The organism is Halomonas chromatireducens, assembly GCF_001545155.1.
GTDB lineage: Bacteria > Pseudomonadota > Gammaproteobacteria > Pseudomonadales > Halomonadaceae > Halomonas > Halomonas chromatireducens.
The window spans coordinates 721628-742905 of the sequence record NZ_CP014226.1; the positions used below are offsets into that span (position 1 = coordinate 721628).

A 21278-nucleotide genomic window follows, 5' to 3' on the forward strand; every position below is an offset into this window, starting at 1 on the left:
AACCGATAAGGGGTCGCCCGGACACTGTATGGTTGGACAGTAGTATGGCGAAAAAATCGCCCCACGCCAAGCGTGGCGCCTACGTGTCCTTGGCGTGATTGGCCTCGATATGACGGATCAGGCCGACGATGGCATCGCGCACCGCGCGCTCGCGTACCGCCCGGCGGTCCCCGGGGTAGTGCAACTGCTCGGCCTGCTGCCCCTCGGCATTGCCCCAGGCCAGCCACACGGTGCCCACCGGCTTGTCCGGCGAACCACCTCCCGGGCCGGCCACGCCGCTGATCGCCACGCCAAGCCTCGCGCCGCTCTCGCGGCAGGCACCAGCGACCATGGCCTCGACCACCTCGCGGCTCACCGCACCCCGTTATCCCGCAGATAGGCGATGTTGGTGTCGCCGCGCAGGAACCACAGCAGCTCATGAATGATCGAGCGCAGGTGCAACTTCTTGGTAGTCACCAGGGGAAAGCCCCGCGACAGGTCGAAGCGCATCTGGTGGCCGAACACCGAGCGGGTGCCCACGCCGGTGCGGTCGTCACGCTCCACGCCCTGCTCGAGCACAAGTCGCATCAGGTCCAGATAGGGTTGCTCGAGCGGGGACTGCTCATGTGGCGCCTGCTCGAGCGCAGGCTGGATAGTGTCGTCAGGCATCGTTGGCGAACTCTGCATGTTTTTTTGCATGGGGTTTTTGCATGGAATAGTTGCTAGGCCGTGAGTCTACCTTTCTCTCCGGCTCCCGTCCTATTCAGGCCGAGTATCACTTCGTGACACCTCGTCCACCGGCTGGCGGCGCGACCACAGAATCAGCACGATGCCGAAGGCGATCATTGGCAGCGTCAGCAGCATCCCCATGGTGAACCAGTCGAAGGCGAGATAGCCGATATGGGCATCCGGCAGGCGGAAGAACTCGACCAGGAAGCGGAACACGCCATAGAGCAGCAGGAATAACCCGGAGACGAGCCCGCGCCGGCGAGGTCGGGCGGACACCCACCAGAGCACCACGAAGAGGACCAGGCCCTCGAGAAAGGCCTCGTAGAGCGCCGTGGGGTGGCGCGGTTCTGGCCCCATGCCGGGAAACGGCATGCCCCAGGGTAGCTCGGTGACCCGCCCCGGCAGCTCTCGGTTGATGAAGTTGCCGATCCGGCCTGCGCCAAGGCCGATGGGTACCATGGGGGCAAAGAAGTCGGTGAGGGTGAAGAAGGCCATCCGCTTCTTCCGAGCGAACCAGAGTGCCGCCAGCAGCACCCCGATCAGGCCGCCGTGAAAGCTCATGCCGCCGTCCCAGATCCGAAACACCCAGAGCGGGTCTGCCAGCCACTGGCCGATGCCGTAGAAGAGCGCGTAGCCCAGGCGGCCACCGACCACCACCCCGATGGCGGCATAGAAGAGCAGGTCGCCCACGTCGTCGCGGGTCAGACCCACCCGCTCGGCCCGCAGACGACCCAGCCACCAGGCACCGACGAAGCCGATGACATACATCAGGCCATACCAGTGAATTTGAAAGGGCCCCAGCGCAATGGCGACCGGGTCGATATCGGGATAGTTCATGGCATCCTCAAGGCAGAAATCTCGGGGCCACCCACCTCACCCGGCCGGGGTGGCAGTAGCAGACAAGGGGAGTGGCAGAAAAAGGCAGGGAGGGTGGCCGAAAGCGGACACGCAGGGTCAAGAGGAAACGGGCACATCGAAGGCATCCGGCCGCCAGTGGCGCAACAGGTTAATGAGTGCCCGGGGCCCATAGGGCTTGGCCAGGTAGTCGTCCATCCCCGCCTCGCGGAAGCGGCGACGATCCTCCTCACTGGCATTGGCGGTGAGGGCAACCAGGACGCTGCGACTCCCTTCGGGGTCGCCCGCCTCCAGCTCACGCCAGCGGCGCGCTGCCTCCAGGCCATCCATGTCGGGCATGTAGATATCCATCAACACCAGATCGTAGGCCTGCAAAGGACGGCGATCCAGCGCTTCCTGCCCACTGGACACGCAGTCGACCTCGAAGCCCTGTCCTTCCAGCACCTGGCTGGCGAGCATGCGATTGACCGGCCCGTCATCGACGACGAGGACGCGCAGCGGTAGAGCCGGTGTGGACACCAGCGAGCCGTCGGGGGATTCATGCGCGATACCGTCACCGGCGAGACTCTTCACCAGGAGGGTGACTTCGGCCATGCGCTCGCGCAGTTCGGTGAGGTGTCCCGGCGCAAGGCAATCGGGTTTCTGCATCTGCTCGGTCAGTTCGGTGAGCAACGGCTCCAGCTCACGCTGCAACAGGGTCAGATAGCGTGACTTGAGCCGGGAGTCCTCCCGGGCACGCTCACGCGCAGCAACCAGCCCCCCGAGCTGGGGCAGCCTGTCGCGCAGATCGTCAAACAGCAGCAGTTGATAGTCCCCGGCTTCGAAACGCTCCACCTCCAACTGACGCCAGCGCTCCTCCGCATCGAGCACCTGCATTTCAATGGGCTCCCCGTCGCGTACCGGCATGCTGCGCAGCCGCGTTTCCGGGCTCTCCAAGCCCTCGGCTCGCACCCCCATCAAGCGCTCGATGGCTATGTTGGCAGCGACGATACGACCCTGGTAAAGAAGCAGTGCCGGACGCGATACCGACATGAGCAACCCTCCCAGGTCGGGCGCCTGACGCAGGCGAGCGTGCAACTGAGCCACATTGGTTTGGAGTTTCTCAAGGCGCGCATTGGGGGAGTCCAGGTCGGAGACAGTCAGGACCGGAGGGGCGAGCCAGCACGGCAATATCTGGTCGGCTTCGAGCAGCAGCCGCTCAACACGCCCCAACCCCTCCTCCATTTGCGCTTCGCACTCCCGCAGCCGGTGCCGTAGCTGCAGCAGAAAGGCTGCGGTGGTCAAGGTGGTGCCGACCAGAAGCGTCAGCAGCAGCCAACCGGAAGCCGCCCAGGAGGTGGGGTCGGGTGTGGCCAGCCAGAGAAACAGCCCGACGGCCAGGCAGAGCAGCACCAACAACAGCTGTGCCAGCAGCAGAGGCCATAGCAGCGGCCAGACAAGATGCGACCAGAGGCGATCCTTGTGAATTGCGGGGTGCATTCTCATCCCTGTGCTAACGCGTCGTTCATTAGAGTGTACGCCGCGCGGATACGGCTGTCATGACGGTACCTGGCGGGCAAGCGCGACACTCTCCTCGTTCTCCCCGGCAAACATGCCGCCGGGACCGAAACGGCGCTCCCCAAGACGGATGGCGTCGCGCTCGGCATCCCACTCCAGCCAGCTCATGGCACGGGTACCGTACTGCTCACCAACGATGAAGGGGGCCGATAGCAGACGCTCTAGCTCCAGGCTGATGCCGGTATCGGGCAACTGGTCATCCTCGGCCCGAGACGCATCGGACAGGGCCGCCAGGGCTTCCTCCGGCCAACGGCCGCAACGCAGGGCTTCGACCACGCCCTGTCGCGCCTTGATCAACTTGGGCCAGGGGGTGTTCAGCCCGGCGTTGGAGAGCCCATGGACACCGGGAGTGACTTCGCCAAGCACCAGCCGGTCACGCCCCCGGTGCAAATGCCACAGTCGATCCATCTCGCCGACCAGCAGGTTGAAGCCGGCATATCGCCAGCCTTCTCCATCAGCCAGCCCTTTCAGCCAACCGGCGAGATCATGGTACTCCAGCGCCTCTCGCACCAGGTGGCCACGGCTGGGGGCGTCGGCGGAAACCTTGAGCTCGGGATCGCGCACATTGGTGACGGCTGCAAAGCGGCCGCGTCGATGCACTGCCAACCAGCTGCCACCGGCCTCCAGGTCACGGCCGCCAACAATATCCGGCGCCTCCTGCCACTGCCCCAGGGGCGCCGATGGGCGCTGGTAGAATTCATCGCGGTTGGCCACCAGCCTCAGCGGGAAACGACAGCCCGGGCGATAGTCGAAGGCAATCAGGCACATGGGCGCATCAGTCCCGCGGCGGCAGCAGGTGCGCCAGCTGCCATTCGCTGAGCCGTGAAAAGAGGTGGCTGCGCACCGCTCCCGGTGTATTCAGGGTCAGGGTCTCCTGCACCAGGGCCTGTGCCGCATTTAACGACACGCGCCGAATGGCGGCGCGAACGCGAGGTAGGCTGGGCGCATTCATCGACAGCGCATCGAACCCCATCCCCATCAGCAGGAGCGCACCCGCTGGGTCGCCGGCCAGTTCGCCACACACCGAGATCGGCTTCTTCAACCTGCCAGACTCCTCCGCAAGGCGGGACATGGCCGAAAGCACGGCCGGATGGCAGGCGTCGTAGAGGCCGGCAACCCTGGGGTTGTTACGATCCACAGCCAGCAGGTACTGAGTCAGGTCGTTGCTGCCCACCGAGAAGAAATCGGCCCGCTCGGACAGGGCATCGAGCTGATAGAGGGTTGCCGGCACCTCCAACATCACGCCGATCAGCGGGCGCTGCGCCGTCACCCCCTCTTCACCTAGCTCGCGAATGGCCCGGTCAAGCAGCTTCAGGGCATCGTCGACCTCGTCGACATTGGTCACCATCGGCAGCAGTACCTGCAGGTTGCCCAGTCCGCAGGAAGCACGCAGCATCGCGCGCAGCTGCACCATCAGCACTTCGGGGTGGTCGAGGGTGACCCGGATACCACGCCAGCCGAGAAAGGGGTTGGCCTCCTCGATGGGGAAGTAAGGCAGGTCCTTGTCACCGCCGATATCCAGGGTGCGCATGACCACCGGCAGCGGTGAGAAGGTTTCCAACTGATCGCGGTACAGCCTGGCCTGCTCCTGTTCACCGGGAAAGCGTTCGGCAATCATGAACGGCACTTCGGTTCGGTAGAGACCGACACCGCTGATTCGCTTCTTCAGCGATACCGTCATATCGATGGCCAAGCCGGTATTGACCATCAGCGGCATCACATGGCCATCGGGAGTCTCGCTGGGCAGGTCCTGTTCATGCTCCAGCACCTCGGTCAGCGCCTCTTCCTCGGCGATCAGGCTGCGGTAACGGCTCTCCAGTTCATCCGACGGTCGCACAAAGAGTCGCCCGCGGTGGCCATCCAGCACCACCCTGGCGCCGGAGAGCCGCGGCAGGGGCAGGTCGACCATGCCCAGCACGGTGGGAATACCCATGGCCCGGGCGATGATAGCCACATGAGAGGTGCTGGAACCACGCACGGAAACCAAGCCCGCAAGCCGTTCCCTGGGCACCTCGCCCAGCGTGGCGACGCTGATTTCGTCACCCACCAGGATGGTGCTTTCGGGAAAGACATCGGGGACCTGAGGGGTCTCCTCCTGGAGATGGGCCAGCACGCGGCGCCCCAGGTCGCGCACGTCGGCAGCGCGCTCCCTCAGATAGTCGTCGTCGACCCGCTCGAGATACTGCACGTGGCGGCGCACGACATCAGCCAGCGCTCCCGGCGCCCACTGGCCCTCGCGGATGCGCTTCTCGACCTCCTGGGAAAGCGCCGCCTCGCTGAGCATCTGCTGATAGACCTCGAACAGCGCCAGCTCCTGAGCCGAAATCCGGTTGGCCAGGCGCTCCCCGGCGGCCTTGATTTCTTCGCGTACGCGTCCAATGGCCACGCGAAGCCGGCTGATCTCGTGCTCGACATCGGTGGGCACCAGGTCCGGCACACTGCTAAGGTCCGCCGGCGGAGCGATGACCACGATCTCGCCGATAGCCATGCCTGGTGACGCGGCAACGCCTGTAAAAAGCGCCTGCCCACCCGGCAAGCTAGGCCGGGTCAGGCTACCGGTGGCAAGGGCATGGGCCAGCACGCCGGCCAACTGCGCCCCCATGGTAATGAGGAAGGCTTCGTCCTCCTCGTCATAGCGGCGTTTTTCACCCTGCTGCACCACCAGTACGCCAAGCATGCGGCGCTGATGGATGATAGGCACCCCGAGAAAACTCGAATAGCGCTCCTCGCCGGTAGCCTCGAAATAGCGGAAGCGAGGGTGAGCCGGCGCATCCTCCAGGTTGAGCGGCTCCTCCCGCTCCGCCACCAGCCCGACCAGACCCTCCCCTACCCGCAGGCTGACGCGCCCCACGGCCCGGCTGTGGAGACCGATGGTCTCCATCAACACCAGCTCTTCGATCTCGGGGTCGAAGAGGTAGAAAGAGCACACATCGGTATGCATGGCCTTGCGGATACGACGCACCATGGTGGCCAGGGCCGCATCCAGGTTGCGAGCCCCGTTTACCTCCTGGATGACCCGTCGCAGAACCTCCAGCATCGGCGTTTTACTTTCCATTGTTCTCATCTCCCGCCTAGCTGAAGAAATCGATGCGAGATAGTGCCATCGACACCGTCGTTACGACTCGCCCGACTCCTGGACTGCCACCGACTGTGCATCAGCGCCCTTCCAGCGCCAGCCGCTGAGCCCGTGGGGAGAGCTCTCTCAATGCACGGCGATAGACCTCACGCTTGAAGGGTACGACCTGGCCCAGTGGATACCAATAACTGACCCAGCGCCAGCCATCGAACTCGGGCTTCCCCGAACGATCCATGCAAATTCGGCTCTCCTGACAGCGTATCCGCAGCAGGAACCATTTCTGTTTCTGGCCGATACAGACCGGTTTGGAATGCATGCGAACCATGCGTCGCGGCAGGCGATAGCGTAGCCATCCCCGGGTACAGGCAAGCAATTCGACGTCATCGGTAGTCAGGCCGATTTCCTCTTCCAGCTCGCGGTAGAGGGCCTGTTGCGGTGTTTCGGTTGCCTTGATGCCTCCCTGGGGAAACTGCCACGCATTCTGTCCTACCCGACGTGCCCAAAGCAGCTGCCCCTTTCCGTTGGCGATGATGATGCCAACGTTGGGGCGAAAGCCGTCAGCGTCGATCACGGACGTCACCTTGTAAATTCATCATTGATAGCCATTCTTCCACAATGCCGGGAAGCGCATCAATACAACAAAATAACGGCGCCTCCCATGCCCACTGTACAAGGAGAGGAAAGCAGCACGACCCGTGGCTTAGCACCGGCGAGCGATGTCTGCCATAATCCGGGGCTTTTATGAATGTCAGTCGTTATCTGCCGCTGGCTTCTATTCAACCATGCATTCAACAATCGAAAGAGGTAAGCCGTGAGTCTGGCCATCTTCGACCTGGACAACACCCTGCTGTCCATCGACAGCGACCACGCCTGGGGCGAGTTCCTGCTGGAACAGGGCGCTGTGGACCCGCAGGCCTACCGGGAAGCCAATGACCGCTTCATGGCCGACTACAACGCCGGCACGCTGGATATCCACGCCTTCCTCGCCGTGGCACTGCAACCACTGGTCGACAACAGCCCCGAACAGCTGGCCGCCTGGCACCAGCAGTTCATGGCCAGCAAGATCGAGCCTCACATCCTCGCCAAGGGCGAGGAACTGGTCGCCAGGCATCGGACCCGGGGCGACACCCTGCTGATCATCACCGCCACCAATCGCTTCATCACCGGCCCGATTGCAGAACGCCTGGGCATCGACCATCTGATCGCCGTGGAACCGGAAGTGGTCGACGGCCGTTATACCGGCAAGGTGAGCGGCACGCCCAGCTATAGAGAAGGCAAGGTGAAGCGCCTGGAGGAGTGGCTGGCTAACAAGGACCTGACCCTGGACGGCTCCTGGTTCTACAGCGACTCTCACAACGACCTGCCGCTACTGGAGCTCGTCGACCACCCGGTTGCCGTCGACCCGGACGATACCTTGCGTGAAGTGGCCGAGCAGAAAGGCTGGCGGATCATCAGCCTGCGGGATTGAAGCCCCGCCATATGAGAAAAAAATTGTAGGAGGAAGCTTTAGCTCACGACTGGAGGCCGAAGGCCTCCCCGCGGTGCCACCCAGCGCTGGCGACAGCCACTGACGTCGCGGCCTCCGCCAAGGCGCCTGCCGGCGCCAGTCGCGATGCGGAGCAGCGCTCCAACAGCGACTCTTTCCACCGACGGTGCTACATCGTTGTTGGAGGAAGCTTTAGCTCACGACTGGAGGCCGAAGGCCTCCCAGCGGTGCCAGCCAGCGCTGGCGACAGCCACTGACATTGCCGCCTCCGCCAAGGCGCCTCCCGGCGGTGCCACCCGACACCAACAAAAAACGCCCCGACGAGGCGTCTCGTCGGGGCGTTGTCGTGCGGCTATCTAAGCGATCAGCCCAGCAGATGCTCGACAGCGGCGCGCTCTTCACGCAGCTCGTCTTCGGTGGCCTTCATGCGGCCACGGCTGAAGTCGTCAACCTCGAGACCCTGGACGATCTCGTAGTCGCCGTTCTGGCAGCGCACCGGGTAGGAGTAGATGATGCCCTTCTCGATGCCGTAGCTGCCATCGGAGGGAATCGCCATGCTCACCACGCCGTCGGTGCCCAGCGCCCAGTCGCGCATGTGGTCGATGGCGGAAGAGGCGGCAGAAGCGGCGGAAGAGGCACCGCGCGCCTTGATGATCGCCGCGCCACGCTGCTGCACGTCAGGGATGAAGGTGTTCTCGTACCAGTCGCGCTCGACCAGGTCGAAAGCCGGCTTGCCGTCCACCTTGGTGTGAGCCAGGTCCGGGTACTGGGTCGCGCTGTGGTTGCCCCAGATGATCATGTTCTCGACGTCGGTGACACGCTTGCCGGTCTTCTGGGCCAGCTGGGTCAGGGCGCGGTTATGGTCCAGGCGCGTCATGGCGGTGAAATGACGCGGGCTGAGGTCCGGCGCATTGCAGGAAGCGATCAGGGCGTTGGTGTTGGCAGGGTTACCCACCACCAGGACGCGCACGTCGCGGCTGGCGTTGTCGTTCAGCGCCTTGCCCTGCACGGAGAAGATCGCGGCGTTGGCTTCGAGCAGGTCCTTGCGCTCCATGCCGGGGCCACGCGGGCGAGCGCCGACCAGCAGGGCGAAATCGGCATCCTTGAATGCGACATTGGGATCGTCGGTGGCGACGATGTCCTGCACCAGCGGGAAGGCACAATCATTCACTTCCATGACCACGCCGTTCAGGGCATCCATGGCCGGCGTGATCTCGAGCAGCTGGAGAATGACGGGCTGATCCGGGCCCAGCATGTCGCCAGCCGCGATACGGAAGATAAGGGAGTAGCTGATCTGGCCAGCACCGCCGGTAATGGCAATACGTACGGGATCTTTCATCATTGCTCCTTCGGATTGGTCGCCGTGAGGATGAGCCGGCCGGCATCGGGCCGCCCTGGCTCGGATTCGGAACGCGGTGAATGTTATGCCTGCAGTGCACAAAACTCAATCCGACCTCCGGCTAGGCAGCTGACGCGATGGCCCCGGAAAAGCCTGCCATTTCGTGCACGAAGACTTCCCTTTCGATGAAATACTGCGAAAATTATCGCCCTCAGGGGAATTTGCCGCTTCTATAACGAAACAGATTGAATGAAATTGGCCCAACGCCCGGCTTTTGCAGTAGATTAATGCGATTCATTTAACACACTCTGCGCCAGGCTGTAGTAGCGCGCGTACTCGCCGCTGACGCCAAACCACGGAAGTTCGAATGCCCAGACGTCCTCCTCTTTCCTATCTGCTGGCCGCAGTCCTGCTGCTGGCGCTCTTGCTGTGGCTGGCACTCGGCGACTTCGATCGTTTTCAGCAGCAGCCCCCCCCTGGCGAAGCCCAACCCGCCGAGACACCGACCCGCGTCGAGTACCGGCTCAGCCAGGCCGCGCCCCACGCGCCGCGCCTGGTCGCTCAGGGCCAACTGGTAGCCGCCCGAGAGGTGGAACTCCGCAGCCGCCAGGCCGGACGGGTCTCGGAGCTGCCGGTCTCCCTGGGAAGCCGGGTGGAAGCGGGCGAGTCCCTGCTGGTCCTTTCGACAGATGCCCTGGAGGCACAGCTGGCGAGAGCCGAGGACCAGCTCACCCTGGCCCGGGCCGAACTGAGCGGCGCCGACGACCTGCGTCGGCGCGAACTGATCTCCCAACCCGAATACCTGCGCCTGCAGAGCAGCGTCAGCATGGCCGCCGCCGATGTGGCCGAACTGCGCCATGCTCTGGCCGAGACCCGCCCCGCTGCCCCCTTCGACGGCAAGCTCGACCGCCTGGACGTGGAGCTCGGCGACGTACTGCAGCCCGGCGAGGCCTACGGCCGACTGATCGATGACCGCCGCCTCACCGCCAGCGCCTGGGTTTCTCAACGTGACGCCCTGACCCTCGAACCCGGCCTGCCCGTAGAGGTGCGCCTGCTGGACGGCACCACGCTCCCCGGCGAACTGACCCATGTGGCCAGCCGCGCCGACGATGCCACCCGCTCGTACTACATCGAGGCAACCCTCGACAACCCGGAGCGGCGCCGGGTTGCCGGCGCCAGCGCCAGCCTGACCATCACCCTGCCGGAGCGCTACGTTCACCGCTTTTCTCCTGCGCTGCTGGAGCTGGACGAAGAGGGCCAACTGCGCGTGAAGCATCTGGACGATGACGACAGGGTCGTGATCTCCCGAGTCAGCCTGGTGGAGACCGATACCCGGGAGGTGCGGGCCACCGGCCTGCCCGAGACGGTGCGCCTGATCACCCTCGGGGGCGGGTTCGTCACGGAGGGCGATCGTGTCACGGCGGTGGCGATCGAGCAGGACCAGGCGGCACGGGAGACCCCCTGACCATGCGCACCCTGATCGAAGCAGCGCTGGACCGTTCGCGGACCACCCTGCTCATTCTGGCCTCGCTGCTGCTGGCCGGCTTCGCCGCCTGGCAGGTAGTGCCCAAGGAGGCCAATCCGGACATCGCGATTCCCATCATCTACGTTTCCCTCTCGCTTGAGGGGGTCAGCCCCGAGGATGGCGAGCGGCTGCTGGTTCGCCCCATGGAACAGGAGCTGCGCACCATCGAAGGGGTCAGCAAGATGACGGCCCAGTCCAGCGAGGGCCACGCCGCCGTGACCCTGGAGTTCGATGCCGGCTTCGACCCGCGCCAGGCGCTGGCCGACGTCCGCGAGAAGGTCGATATCGCCAGCGCAGAAATACCCGAGGAGGCCGATGAACCCCGGGTCTTCGAGGTCAACGTTGGGCTCTTCCCGGTACTGACCCTGGGCATATCCGGTGCCCTGGAGGAAACCCAGCGCCTCGCCATCGCCCGTCGCCTCCAGGATGCCATGGAGGGGATACCCGAGGTTCTCGAGGTGGATATCGGCGGCGAGCGCGAGGAGATGCTGGAGATCGTGCTCGACCCCCTGGTGCTCGACAGCTACGGTGTGGACTTCGATGAACTCTTCAGCCTCATCAGCCGCAACAACCGGCTGGTGGCCGCAGGCAGCCTGGACACCGGCGCCGGCCGCGCCCCGATCAAGGTGCCGGGAATCATCGCATCGCTGGAAGACGTCATGGACATGCCGGTCAAGGTCGACGGTGACCGGGTCGTGACATTCGCCGATGTCGCCTGGATCCACCCCTCCTTCAAGGATCCCGACGGGTTCGCCCGTATCGACGACGAACCCGCCCTGGTGCTGGAAATCTCCAAGCGCGCCGGGGCCAACCTGATCGCCACCATCGCCAGCGTCCGCCAGGTGCTGGCGGAGGCCGAACCGTTGCTGCCGGACGAACTCAGCATCACCACCATCATGGACCAGTCGGACACCGTCGAGCAGATGCTCTCGGAGCTGCTCAACAACGTCTTGACCGCAGTGGTTCTGGTGCTGGTCGTGATACTGGCCGCCATGGGGCTGCGCTCGGCGCTGATGGTGGGGCTGACCATTCCCGGCGCCTTCCTCACCGGCATCCTGCTGATCTGGGCGATCGGCTATACCCTCAACATCGTGGTGCTGTTCGCCCTGATCCTGGTCGCCGGCATGCTGGTGGACGGCGCCATCGTGGTCAGCGAACTGGCCGATCGCAACCTGCGCGAGGGACAGTCACCCCACGACGCCTGGGTCAACGCGGCCGCACGGATGAGCTGGCCGGTGATTGCCGCCACCGCAACCACCCTTGCCGTCTTCATACCGCTGCTATTCTGGCCCGGTGTGGTGGGTGAATTCATGAAGTACCTGCCGGCCACGGTGATCCTCTGCCTGCTCGCCTCTCTCGCCATGGCACTCATCTTCCTGCCGACCCTGGGGGGACTGTTAAGCGCCCGCACGTCCCGCCCCGCCCATGGCGACGAACTGATCACCGCCGGCGGGCGTCTCTATCGTGCCGTGCTGGCCCGCCTGCTTGCCTGGCCCGGCATGACACTGCTCGTTGCCCTGCTGCTGATGGCGCTGATTTTCACCGGCTACGGCCGCTTCAATCATGGCGTAGAGTTCTTCCCTGCGGTCGAACCCGACGGCGCCCAGGTGGTCGTGCGCTCCCGGGGGGATTTTTCCACCATCGAGAAGGACGCCATCGTGCGTCGCGTGGAGGCACGCCTGGCAGGCATGAGCGAAGTGCAGGCGCTCTATGCCCGTTCCTACGGCGTACCCGACGAGCAGATCGGCAACGACGTGATCGGCGTGGTGCAGTTCCAGTTGATCGACTGGCAGCAGCGCCGGCCAGCCCGACAGATCATGGACGAGATGACCGAGCGTACCGCTGACCTGCCCGGCATAGTCCTGGAGTTTCGCCAGCAGGAGGAGGGGCCCGGCGCCGGCAAGCCCATCGTGCTCGAGGTCAGCGCCGAGGAACCGGCGGACGGCGATGCCGCCGTCGCCCACATCCGCAGCGCCATGGAGCGCCTGGGTGGCTTTCGCGACATCGAGGACAATCGCAGCCTGCCCGGCATCGAATGGCGCCTCAACGTCGACCGCGAGGCCGCCGCCCGGCTGGGTACGGACGTAGCCGCCGTCGGCAGCGCCGTGCAGCTCATCACCACCGGCCTGCAGGTCGCCAGCTACCGGCCGGCACACGCCCCGGATGAAGTGGACATTCGCGTACGCCTTCCCCACGCCTCGCGCACCCTTGACCAGCTCGACCGGCTGACACTGAATACCCTGCGTGGCCAGATACCCGTCTCGCACTTCGCCAGCCTCGAGCCCGCCCCCAAGGTGGGCACCCTGCACCGCATCGATGGGCGCAGAGCGGTTACCCTGGAAGCGGATGTGGCGGACGGCTACCAGCCCGACGAGCGGCTGCGGGCACTGATGGAGTCGATGGCCCCCTCCGCCCTGCCCAACGGCGTCCAGGTCAATGTGGCCGGCGAACAGGAAGAGCAGGAGGAAGCCAGCCGCTTCCTGATCACCGCCTTCCTGGTGGCGATCGGCCTGATGGCACTGATACTCGTAACCCAGTTCAACAGCCTCTACCAGGCTGCGCTGGTACTGTCGGCCATCGTGTTCTCCACGGCTGGCGTGCTGATGGGCCTGCTGATCAACGGCCAGCCCTTCGGCATTGTCATGGTGGGCATGGGGATCATCGCCCTGGCGGGCATCGTGGTGAACAACAATATCGTGCTGATCGACACCTACAACCAGCTGCGTCGGGAAGGCCTCGGCCCTGCCCAGGCGGCCCTGGAAGCGGGTGGGCTGCGCCTGCGCCCGGTACTGCTCACCGCCATCACCACGGTACTCGGGCTGATGCCCATGGTGCTGGGAATCAACGTCAACCTGTTCGCCCCCAGCCTGGGCTTCGGGGCGCCGTCGACCCAGTGGTGGACCCAGCTCTCCAGCGCTATCGCCGGCGGCCTGGTATTTGCCACCGGGCTGACGCTGTTGCTGACGCCCTGCATGCTCGTTCTGGGACAGGGCCGGCGCACCAGGACGGCTCCAGCCACCCAAGCCGAGTGACATTTTGTCCTGGCGCCCATGAATGAAAAACGCCCTGGGCGGTCAAGCGGCCCAGGGCGTTTCTCAGGTGATTTGCCGATCAATTCGGTAGTGTCAATTCTCTGAGCCTTGTTTCCAGGCCCGGCTCTCAGGCCCTGTTCGGCTCGGCCTGTGAAGTGGCCAGCGGCGTGTGGGCGGCATGCAGCCGTGCAATCAACTGGTCTTCTAAGGCAAAGCGTTCGGTCAGCCCTTTGGCCAGGCGGTCGAGCCAGGCAGGCAGCCGTGGCAGAAAGTGCTGGCAGCGCACTGGCGTGGAGTAGTCGGCATCGAAGGCGAGCACCAGCTCGGTGGACATTTCCAGGCGCTCCAACAGCTTCGCGGCGATCCCCAGGGCATCCTGATCCTCGAAGGCCAGTGCTTCCTCCCGCAGTTGGGGGTAAATCTCGAAGTGACCGGCACTGATATAGTCCATCAGCAGCTCACTGAAGCGATCGATCTGGGGCTTGCTCACGGCCTCGAGCTCAGTGTCGCAGGCCTCCTTGAGCTCGATGAAGTTCACCAGAAGCTCGCGCCGCTCGTCGAGCCAGCGGTCGATCAGCTGGTGTACGCCACCCCAGCGCTCCCGAGCGCTCTTGCAATCTTCCAGCATGTCCGCCTCCTTCCCTTATGAAGCCGATGCCATTTCGACCTGAAAGCACAGACTCACCCCTGCCAGGCTCGCTGTCAATCCTGGGTCGGCCAGAATCCAGGACGATATAGTTCAAGCCAGAAACTTCAATCATGAAATTTCATACTTGAACTATATTCGATTACGACCTAGTCTCAAGACAAACAACGATAACCGGCGGAAGATCACACCCCATGAGGATAGCCTGTCTCGGCGGGGGCCCAGCAGGGCTCTACTTCGCCATCAGCATGAAGCTGCACGACCCCGCTCACGAGATCGTGGTGTTCGAGCGCAACCTTCCCGACGACACCTTCGGCTGGGGCGTGGTGCTCTCTGACGAAACACTCGACAACCTGGCCGCCAACGATGCCGTGAGTGCAGCGCACATCCGCGAACACTTCGCCTACTGGGACGATATCGCGGTGATCCACGATGGCGTGAAGACGGTCTCCACCGGTCACGGCTTCTGCGGCATCGGCCGTCACCGCCTGCTACTGCTGCTGCAGGCCCGCGCTCGCGAGCTCGGCATCGAGCTGCGCTTTCAGAGCGACATCCCCGACACCGCCATCGATGAATTGCGCCGCGAGTTCGACCTGGTGATGGCCGCCGACGGCCTCAACTCCCGCACCCGCCAGCGCTATGCCGAACACTTCAATCCCGATATCGACGTGCGTGCCTGCAAGTTCGTCTGGCTCGGTACCCACCAGACCTTCAACGATGCCTTTACCTTCATCTTCGAGAAGACGGAACACGGCTGGGTGTGGGCCCATGCCTACCAGTTCGACGCCGATTCCGCGACCTTCATCGTCGAGTGCAGCGAAGCCACCTGGGAGGCCTTTGGCTTCGGCGAGATGAGCCAGCAGGAGTCGATCGCCGTCTGCGAACGGATATTCGCCCGCCATCTGGGCGGCCATGCACTGATGACCAATGCTCACCATATACGCGGCTCCGCATGGATCAACTTCCCCCGGGTGCTGTGCGAGCGCTGGAGCTTCGACAACGTGGTGCTGATGGGCGACGCCGCCGCCACCGCGCACTTCTCCATTGGCTCTGGCACCAAGCTGGCACTGGAGAGCGCCATCGCCCTGGCGGAGTATCTGCACAGCGAACCCGACATGGCCAGCGCCTTCGCCCGCTATGAAGAGGAGCGTCGCACCGAAGTGCTGCGCCTGCAGTCGGCGGCGCGCAACTCCACCGAGTGGTTCGAGCAGGTGGAACGCTACCTGGACCTGGACCCGGTACAGTTCAACTACTCCCTGCTGACCCGCTCCCAGCGCATCAGCCACGAGAACCTGCGCCTGCGCGACCCACAGTGGCTCGAGAGCGCCGAGCGCTGGTTCCAGCAGCAGGCGGGCAACGAGGGCGGGTCGCGGGCGCCGATGTTCGCCCCCTTCACGCTGCGCGACATGCGGCTCGCCAACCGCATCGTGGTCTCCCCCATGGCCCAGTACAAGGCAGTGGACGGACGGCCAACCGACTGGCACTTCGTGCATTACGCCGAGCGCGCCAAGGGCGGCGCCGGACTGGTTTATACCGAGATGACCTGTGTATCGCCCGAAGGGCGCATCACCCCGGGGTGCCCGGGCTTCTACGCCCCAGAGCACGAAGCGGCCTGGAAGCGGCTGTGCGATTTCGTTCACGCCGAGACCCCAGCGAAGCTGTGCGCCCAGGTCGGCCACTCCGGCCCCAAGGGCTCGACCCAGCTCGGCTGGCAGGAGATGGACGCGCCGCTGGCCGAGGGCAACTGGCCGATCCTGGCGGCCTCCGCCGTGCCCTGGTCGGATCGCAACCAGGTACCCAAGGCCATGGACCGCGCCGACATGGACCGCGTACGCGACGAGTTCGTCGCCGCAGCAAAGATGGCCGAGCGCGCCGGCTTCGACATGCTCGAGGTACACGCCGCCCACGGCTACCTGCTCTCCTCGTTCATCACGCCGCTGACCAACCGTCGCGATGACGAGTACGGCGGCTCGCTGGAAAATTGCATGCGCTACCCGCTGGAGGTGATCCGAGCGGTGCGCCAGGCCTGGCCGACTCACAAGCCGCTGGCGGTTCGCATCTCGGCCAACGACTGGGTCGGCGACGAGGGTGTCACCCCCGATGAGGCTGTCGAAATAGCCCGCCTGCTCAAGGGCGCCGAGATAGACATCATCGACGTCTCCGCCGGACAGACCTCGACCCGGGCCAGGCCGATGTACGGTCGCATGTTCCAGACCCCCTTCTCCGATCGCATCCGCAACGAAACCGGCATGGCCACCATGGCGGTGGGCAACATCTACCAGGCCGACCACGTCAACTCGATCCTGATGGCGGGCCGCGCCGATCTGGTCTGCCTGGCCCGGCCGCACTTGGCCGATCCCTACTGGACACTGCACGCGGCGGCGGGCCTCGGTGACAGCCAGTGCGACTGGCCACAACCCTATGGCCCCGGCCGCGACCAGCTCCAGCGCCTGGCCGAGCGCGGCGAGGGGTGGACATGAGCGATGATGTGAACGAAAACATGAACGAGAGCGAAATGCAGGGCAAGCGCGTGGTCATCACCGGCGGTGGCAGCGGCATCGGCGCCGACATGGCGCAGGCCTTCGCCGAGGCCGGCGCCGCGGTGACCATCACCGGGCGGCGGGGCGCGGCACTGGAGGCCGTGGCCAAAGGGCACCCGAACGTTTCAACTGCCGTGGCCGACGTCACCAGCGAAGCCGACATGATCGCGCTCTTCGAGCGACTGGGCGAGGTCGATATCGTCATCGCCAACGCCGGCGCTGCTGACAGCGCGCCGCTCTCGCGCACCTCGCTGGCGCAGTGGCAGCGCATGCTCGAGGTGAATCTCACCGGGGTCTTCCTGACCCTGCGCGAGGGGCTGCGCCACCTCAACGATGGCGGGCGCCTGATCGCCGTGGCCTCCACCGCCGGGCTCAAGGGCTACGCCTATGTGGCGCCCTACTGCGCCGCCAAGCACGGCGTGGTGGGCCTGGTACGCGCCCTGGCTCGGGAAACCGCGGGCCGAGACATCACCGTCAATGCGCTGTGCCCCGGCTTCACCGATACCCCGCTACTGGAAGCCAGCATTGCCAACGTGGTCGACAAGACCGGCCAGAGCCCCGAGCAGGCCCGCGCCCACTTTCAATCGACCAATCCCACGGGGCGGCTGATCCGGCCCGCCGAGGTCACGGCCACGGCGCTATGGCTCTGCGGCCCCCACAGCGGTGCCATTACCGGTCAGGCGATCTCGATCTCGGGAGGTGAGGCATGAGCAACGAATGTCAGCCGCTCGAGCCGGCAACGCCTGCCGGAGACTCCCTTGGCAAGGAGTCCCTGAGCAAGGAGCGCCTGCGGCTATGGCTACGCATGCTGCGGGTGACCCGCCAGATCGAGGCGGAACTGCGTGAAAAGCTGCGCCTGTCGTTCGACTCCACCCTCCCCCGGTTCGACGTCATGGCAGCGCTCTACCGCGACTCGGACGGGCTGAAAATGAACGAGCTGTCGAAGCGGCTGCGGGTCTCCAATGGCAATGTCACCGGCATCGTCGAGCGCCTGGTCGACGATGGCCTGGTGGAACGTATCGCCATCGAGGGAGACCGGCGCGCCACCCTGGTACGGCTCACCGCGGCCGGACGCGCCACCTTCTCGGACATGGCCGTCGCCCACGAAGGCTGGGTCAATGCCCTGCTCGACGGCGTCACCGAAGACGATGCCCACCATATCGGCGAGCTACTGCACGGCTTGCCGGCCGATACGGGAGATAGACAATGAAACTGGCGGAACTGACGCCGCAGCACTTCCTCTGGCGCATGGAGGGCGAGGTCGCCGTCATTCGCCTGAACCGCCCCGAGCGCAAGAATCCGCTCACCTTCGACAGCTACGCCGAACTGCGCGACACCTTCCGCGACCTGGTCTATGCCGAGGACGTCAAGGCGGTGGTATTCACCGCCAACGGCGACAACTTCTGCTCCGGCGGCGATGTCCACGAAATCATCGCACCGCTGGTCGATAGCGACATGAAGGAGCTGCTGGCCTTCACCCGCATGACCGGTGACCTGGTCAAGGCGATGATCCACTGTACCAAGCCGGTCATCGCCGCCGTCGATGGCATCTGTGTCGGTGCCGGGGCGATCATTGCCATGGCCTCGGACATCCGCTTCGCCACGCCCCGGGCCAGTACCGCCTTTCTCTTTACCCGGGTGGGCCTGGCCGGCTGCAGACCGATCTGACGCGTCATGCGGCCATCGAAGACGTGCAAGGCTGGCTGGATGCATTCACCTGAACAACTGCCCGAGCTGCTGCGCGGGGTGGGCATGACATCGCAGCGAACCCGAGACCGGATGGTCGCACGCCTGGCCGACCAGGGTATCGAGGACGAGCGGGTACTCACGGCCATGGCCAGTGAGCCGCGCCACCTGTTTCTCGATGAGGCGCTGTCACACCGGGCCTACGAGGACACCTCGCTGCCCATCGGTCTGGGCCAGACGCTGTCCCAGCCATGGATGGTGGCGCGGATGACCGAGCTGGTGCTGAATGAGTCGCCCCGGCGCGTGCTGGAGATCGGTACCGGCTCCGGCTACCAAACGTTGATTCTTGCACGGCTGGTACCGGAACTCTGGTCCGTCGAACGAATCAATGCCTTGCATCACCGAGCGGCGGAGCGTCTACGTCTGCTCAAGGCATACAACGTTCGATTGCGGCTGGCGGACGGGGGGCACGGCTGGTCCGAAGCGGCGCCCTTCGATGTCATACTGCTGACCGCCTGTGCTCAGGAATTACCGGACGTGCTGGTGTCCCAACTCGCCGATGGCGGCGTCATGATTCTGCCGCTGGCCGATGCCGGGGGAGAGCAATGGCTGACCCGGGTTCGTCGCGTCGGCAACCGACAAGAAGTCAAGCGGCTCGAGAGAGTTCGTTTCGTGCCGCTGCTGCAAGGAGTGATTCGTTGAAGCGTCAACTCAGTGTGTTCCTCAAGGGCGCCGGCATGGGGGCCGCGGATGCGGTTCCCGGGGTATCCGGCGGCACCATTGCCTTCGTCACCGGCATCTACGAGGAGCTGATCCATACCATCAAGCAGTTTGGCCCCAGTGCCTTCACTGCCTGGCGTCGTGGCGGCCTTGCCCTGCTGGCCACCCACCTCAACCTGGCGTTTGCAATTCCGCTGCTGCTCGGTATCGGTGCCAGCCTGGTCACGGTGGCCCACCTGGTGGTGTGGCTGATGGAAGAGCACCCGCTGCTGCTCAATGGCTTCTTCTTCGGGCTGGTTGCCGCCTCGGCCATCGTGGTCAGTCGTCACCCCGCCGACTGGAAGCTGTGGCATCTGCTGCCTCTCGTCGTTGGACTGTTGCTGGCCCATGCGCTGCCTTCGCTGATGCCGGTCATCACCCTGCTGGGCAGCGAGGCATTGATGCTGATCGTCGGGGGCGCCATCGCCATCAGCGCTCTGCTGCTGCCCGGGGTCTCCGGCAGCTTCCTGCTCCTGACCATGGGGCTCTATGGCACGGTGATGGAAGGCATTCGCGGTTTCGACCTGGAGCTGCTGTCGATCTTCGCGGTGGGCTGCCTGATCGGCCTGTTTGGCTTTTCGCGCCTGCTGTCGTGGCTGCTGCACCACCATCGCACCGCCACGATGCAGCTGCTGATCGGTTTCATCGTCGGCTCGCTGCCGGTGCTTTGGCCCTGGCGTGAGCTGGTGCGCTACCAGCTCGGCCCGCAAGGCCAGATGATCCCCCTCGACTACCGCTACCTGACTCCCGGAGACTACGCCAACCTGACCGGGGACTACGGGTTGATGCTGCCGGTGCTGGCCACGATGCTGATCGGCGCCGTGCTGGTGCTGGCCCTGGCTGGCTACCATCGTGTGAGTGCCTCCGGCAAGGTGGCGGCCGGCCCTCAAACTTCGCCTGACAAGGAGGATGGCTCCAATGCGTAAGGTATTACTGGTATCCGCCGTCGCCCTGGCGATGACCGGCTGTGCCGCTCAGCAGGAGCACTCCGCTCCCCAGGTTCGCGATCTCTCCGTGAGTCGCGAGCGTGCTTCTGTCAGTCAATACACCGTGGAGGCTGGCGATACGCTCTACGGTATTGCCTGGCGACACGACATGGACTATCGCGATCTGGCGCGCCTCAACCAGATCAGCCCACCCTACAGGATCGAGCCAGGCCAGCAGCTGCGGCTGGACGAGAGTGGAGCCGCGCGCCCCGCCAGCGAAGCTCCCCGCGAGCAGCGCGATACGGAAGTTGCCACGGCCACTGGCCTGGGCGGTGCTGTCGACGTTGGTGATAGCGACTGGCTGCTGCCTGATGACGAGGCCATCGAGCGCAGCCGGCGCCTGACTGCCGAGCCTTTGGAGAGCGGAGAGCCGAGCCCGAGCCAGGCGGCGGTGGAAAGCGCCGGCCAGATCGCCGCGGCACCACCGGCCGCCGAGCCCGAGCCTGAACCGGAGCGTCAGCCAGAGCCCACACCCGAGCCGTCGCAAGAGCCGGAAGTGGTCGAGGCACCGGAACCCGAGCCAGCCCCAGCCGCCGAGCCGGATGCCGGAACCGAGGTGGCGGGTGCACCGGAACAACCGCCTGAGCGAGAAAGTCGAAGCTACACGCCGGTGGAAGAGGTCGACTGGCAATGGCCGGCCGATGGCGCCCTCATCGGGCGTTTCGGTGAAGGCGGAAGTATCACCGCGGGCATTGATATCGACGGGCAAAAGGGGCAACCTGTCAGAGCAGCTGGCCCAGGTATCGTGGTCTATGCGGGCAGCGGAGTGAGAGGCTATGGCAACCTCATTCTGCTAAAGCATAATGACCAATACCTCAGCGCCTACGCCCACAACGACAGCCTCAGGGTTCGCGAGAATGATGTGGTCGAGGCCGGTGAGGTCATCGCCACCATGGGTGATAGTGATGCGGAGAGCGTCAGGCTGCATTTTGAGGTGCGCAAGGATGGCCAGCCTCAGGACCCCCTGAACTATCTGCCGGAGCGGTAGACCGTCGCTTCGGGCCATCCGCCGGGTAGTATGGCGGCGTCAACGACGCCGCGTGATGACATAATAACAGCGCAACGCGTGCCGAAAGATGATGT

17 protein-coding genes and 2 pseudogenes are annotated in these 21278 nt (G+C 64.8%); 10 read left to right on the forward strand and 9 right to left on the reverse strand.

Annotation, left to right across the window (positions count from 1 at the left end):
* Positions 1-79: 79 nt before the first annotated feature.
* The 7 genes and pseudogenes from LOKO_RS03410 to LOKO_RS03440 all read right to left on the reverse strand — a co-directional run.
* Positions 80-361 (reverse strand): annotated as a pseudogene (locus LOKO_RS03410) (CinA family protein); the annotation flags it as partial.
* Positions 355-648 (reverse strand): annotated as a pseudogene (thyA, locus tag LOKO_RS03415) (thymidylate synthase); the annotation flags it as partial. The pseudogenes thyA and LOKO_RS03410, both read right to left, overlap by 7 nt.
* A gap of 90 nt (positions 649-738) precedes the next feature.
* Positions 739-1545, reverse strand: coding sequence for a prolipoprotein diacylglyceryl transferase (lgt, locus tag LOKO_RS03420; RefSeq protein WP_066445053.1), 807 nt, complete (start codon positions 1543-1545; stop codon positions 739-741).
* A gap of 117 nt (positions 1546-1662) precedes the next feature.
* A complete protein-coding gene (locus LOKO_RS03425; RefSeq protein WP_066445055.1) occupies positions 1663-3042 on the reverse strand; it encodes a response regulator in 1380 nt (459 codons plus the stop codon).
* Between the two features lie 57 nt (positions 3043-3099).
* Positions 3100-3888 (reverse strand): NRDE family protein, encoded by a 789-nt coding sequence (locus tag LOKO_RS03430; RefSeq protein ID WP_066445058.1) that lies wholly within the window; start codon positions 3886-3888, stop codon positions 3100-3102.
* A 7-nt stretch (positions 3889-3895) separates the two neighbouring features.
* The gene (gene ptsP, locus LOKO_RS03435; protein WP_066445060.1) at positions 3896-6157 is read right to left on the reverse strand and encodes a phosphoenolpyruvate--protein phosphotransferase; all 2262 of its coding nucleotides are present in this window, start codon (positions 6155-6157) and stop codon (positions 3896-3898) included.
* 118 nt (positions 6158-6275) lie between these two features.
* On the reverse strand, positions 6276-6767 hold the full coding sequence (locus LOKO_RS03440; RefSeq protein WP_066445066.1) for an RNA pyrophosphohydrolase: 492 nt from the start codon (positions 6765-6767) through the stop codon (positions 6276-6278).
* Between the two features lie 240 nt (positions 6768-7007).
* Between LOKO_RS03440 and LOKO_RS03445 the strand changes: the two genes are divergently transcribed.
* Entirely contained in the window at positions 7008-7664 is a 657-nt protein-coding gene (locus LOKO_RS03445; RefSeq protein WP_066445070.1) for a histidinol-phosphatase, read from the forward strand.
* Between the two features lie 382 nt (positions 7665-8046).
* Here the strand turns inward: LOKO_RS03445 and LOKO_RS03450 are convergent, their stop codons facing one another.
* Entirely contained in the window at positions 8047-9021 is a 975-nt protein-coding gene (locus LOKO_RS03450) for a malate dehydrogenase (protein ID WP_066445074.1), read from the reverse strand.
* A gap of 367 nt (positions 9022-9388) precedes the next feature.
* Between LOKO_RS03450 and LOKO_RS03455 the strand changes: the two genes are divergently transcribed.
* Both LOKO_RS03455 and LOKO_RS03460 read left to right on the forward strand, forming a co-directional pair.
* Complete coding sequence (locus tag LOKO_RS03455; protein ID WP_066445076.1) at positions 9389-10486, forward strand: efflux RND transporter periplasmic adaptor subunit; 1098 nt, start codon at positions 9389-9391, stop codon at positions 10484-10486.
* A gap of 2 nt (positions 10487-10488) precedes the next feature.
* Positions 10489-13578 (forward strand): efflux RND transporter permease subunit, encoded by a 3090-nt coding sequence (locus LOKO_RS03460; protein ID WP_066445078.1) that lies wholly within the window; start codon positions 10489-10491, stop codon positions 13576-13578.
* Positions 13579-13705: 127 nt separating this feature from the next.
* On the opposite strand, the gene rsd is transcribed toward LOKO_RS03460, so the two are convergent.
* Positions 13706-14206 carry a sigma D regulator gene (gene rsd / locus LOKO_RS03465; protein ID WP_066445079.1) on the reverse strand — a complete coding sequence of 167 codons (501 nt, stop codon included), beginning with the start codon at positions 14204-14206 and terminating at the stop codon, positions 13706-13708.
* A gap of 212 nt (positions 14207-14418) precedes the next feature.
* Here rsd and LOKO_RS03470 point away from each other — a divergent pair, with 212 nt between their 5' ends.
* The 7 genes from LOKO_RS03470 to LOKO_RS03500 are packed head-to-tail and all read left to right on the forward strand — an operon-like array spanning position 14419 to position 21183.
* The gene (locus tag LOKO_RS03470; protein WP_066445087.1) at positions 14419-16704 is read left to right on the forward strand and encodes a bifunctional salicylyl-CoA 5-hydroxylase/oxidoreductase; all 2286 of its coding nucleotides are present in this window, start codon (positions 14419-14421) and stop codon (positions 16702-16704) included.
* Positions 16701-17474 (forward strand): SDR family NAD(P)-dependent oxidoreductase, encoded by a 774-nt coding sequence (locus LOKO_RS03475; protein WP_201025356.1) that lies wholly within the window; start codon positions 16701-16703, stop codon positions 17472-17474. Before LOKO_RS03470 ends, LOKO_RS03475 begins: the two co-directional genes overlap by 4 nt.
* Positions 17471-17974, forward strand: a complete 504-nt coding sequence (locus LOKO_RS03480; RefSeq protein ID WP_066445090.1) for a MarR family winged helix-turn-helix transcriptional regulator — start codon at positions 17471-17473, stop codon at positions 17972-17974. The genes LOKO_RS03475 and LOKO_RS03480 overlap by 4 nt, the downstream gene beginning before the upstream one ends.
* Entirely contained in the window at positions 17971-18432 is a 462-nt protein-coding gene (locus LOKO_RS03485; RefSeq protein WP_235588933.1) for an enoyl-CoA hydratase-related protein, read from the forward strand. The genes LOKO_RS03480 and LOKO_RS03485 overlap by 4 nt, the downstream gene beginning before the upstream one ends.
* 39 nt (positions 18433-18471) lie before the next feature.
* Entirely contained in the window at positions 18472-19152 is a 681-nt protein-coding gene (locus tag LOKO_RS03490; protein WP_066445093.1) for a protein-L-isoaspartate(D-aspartate) O-methyltransferase, read from the forward strand.
* Positions 19149-20135, forward strand: a complete 987-nt coding sequence (locus tag LOKO_RS03495; RefSeq protein ID WP_066445101.1) for a DUF368 domain-containing protein — start codon at positions 19149-19151, stop codon at positions 20133-20135. The genes LOKO_RS03490 and LOKO_RS03495 overlap by 4 nt, the downstream gene beginning before the upstream one ends.
* On the forward strand, positions 20128-21183 hold the full coding sequence (locus LOKO_RS03500; protein ID WP_066445104.1) for a peptidoglycan DD-metalloendopeptidase family protein: 1056 nt from the start codon (positions 20128-20130) through the stop codon (positions 21181-21183). The genes LOKO_RS03495 and LOKO_RS03500 overlap by 8 nt, the downstream gene beginning before the upstream one ends.
* Positions 21184-21278 lie beyond the last annotated feature (95 nt).

What these genes read in the sequence shown, in the direction of transcription:
- lgt (WP_066445053.1), bottom strand. Translation starts at nt 1,545, where the DNA reads ATGAACTATCCCGATATCGACCCGGTCGCCATTGCGCTGGGGCCCTTT.
- LOKO_RS03425 (WP_066445055.1), bottom strand. Translation starts at nt 3,042, where the DNA reads ATGCACCCCGCAATTCACAAGGATCGCCTCTGGTCGCATCTTGTCTGG.
- LOKO_RS03430 (WP_066445058.1), bottom strand. Translation starts at nt 3,888, where the DNA reads ATGTGCCTGATTGCCTTCGACTATCGCCCGGGCTGTCGTTTCCCGCTG.
- ptsP (WP_066445060.1), bottom strand. Translation starts at nt 6,157, where the DNA reads ATGCTGGAGGTTCTGCGACGGGTCATCCAGGAGGTAAACGGGGCTCGC.
- LOKO_RS03450 (WP_066445074.1), bottom strand. Translation starts at nt 9,021, where the DNA reads ATGAAAGATCCCGTACGTATTGCCATTACCGGCGGTGCTGGCCAGATC.
- LOKO_RS03455 (WP_066445076.1), top strand. Translation starts at nt 9,389, where the DNA reads ATGCCCAGACGTCCTCCTCTTTCCTATCTGCTGGCCGCAGTCCTGCTG.
- LOKO_RS03460 (WP_066445078.1), top strand. Translation starts at nt 10,489, where the DNA reads ATGCGCACCCTGATCGAAGCAGCGCTGGACCGTTCGCGGACCACCCTG.
- rsd (WP_066445079.1), bottom strand. Translation starts at nt 14,206, where the DNA reads ATGCTGGAAGATTGCAAGAGCGCTCGGGAGCGCTGGGGTGGCGTACAC.
- LOKO_RS03470 (WP_066445087.1), top strand. Translation starts at nt 14,419, where the DNA reads ATGAGGATAGCCTGTCTCGGCGGGGGCCCAGCAGGGCTCTACTTCGCC.
- LOKO_RS03475 (WP_201025356.1), top strand. Translation starts at nt 16,701, where the DNA reads ATGAGCGATGATGTGAACGAAAACATGAACGAGAGCGAAATGCAGGGC.
- LOKO_RS03480 (WP_066445090.1), top strand. Translation starts at nt 17,471, where the DNA reads ATGAGCAACGAATGTCAGCCGCTCGAGCCGGCAACGCCTGCCGGAGAC.
- LOKO_RS03485 (WP_235588933.1), top strand. Translation starts at nt 17,971, where the DNA reads ATGAAACTGGCGGAACTGACGCCGCAGCACTTCCTCTGGCGCATGGAG.
- LOKO_RS03490 (WP_066445093.1), top strand. Translation starts at nt 18,472, where the DNA reads ATGCATTCACCTGAACAACTGCCCGAGCTGCTGCGCGGGGTGGGCATG.
- LOKO_RS03500 (WP_066445104.1), top strand. Translation starts at nt 20,128, where the DNA reads ATGCGTAAGGTATTACTGGTATCCGCCGTCGCCCTGGCGATGACCGGC.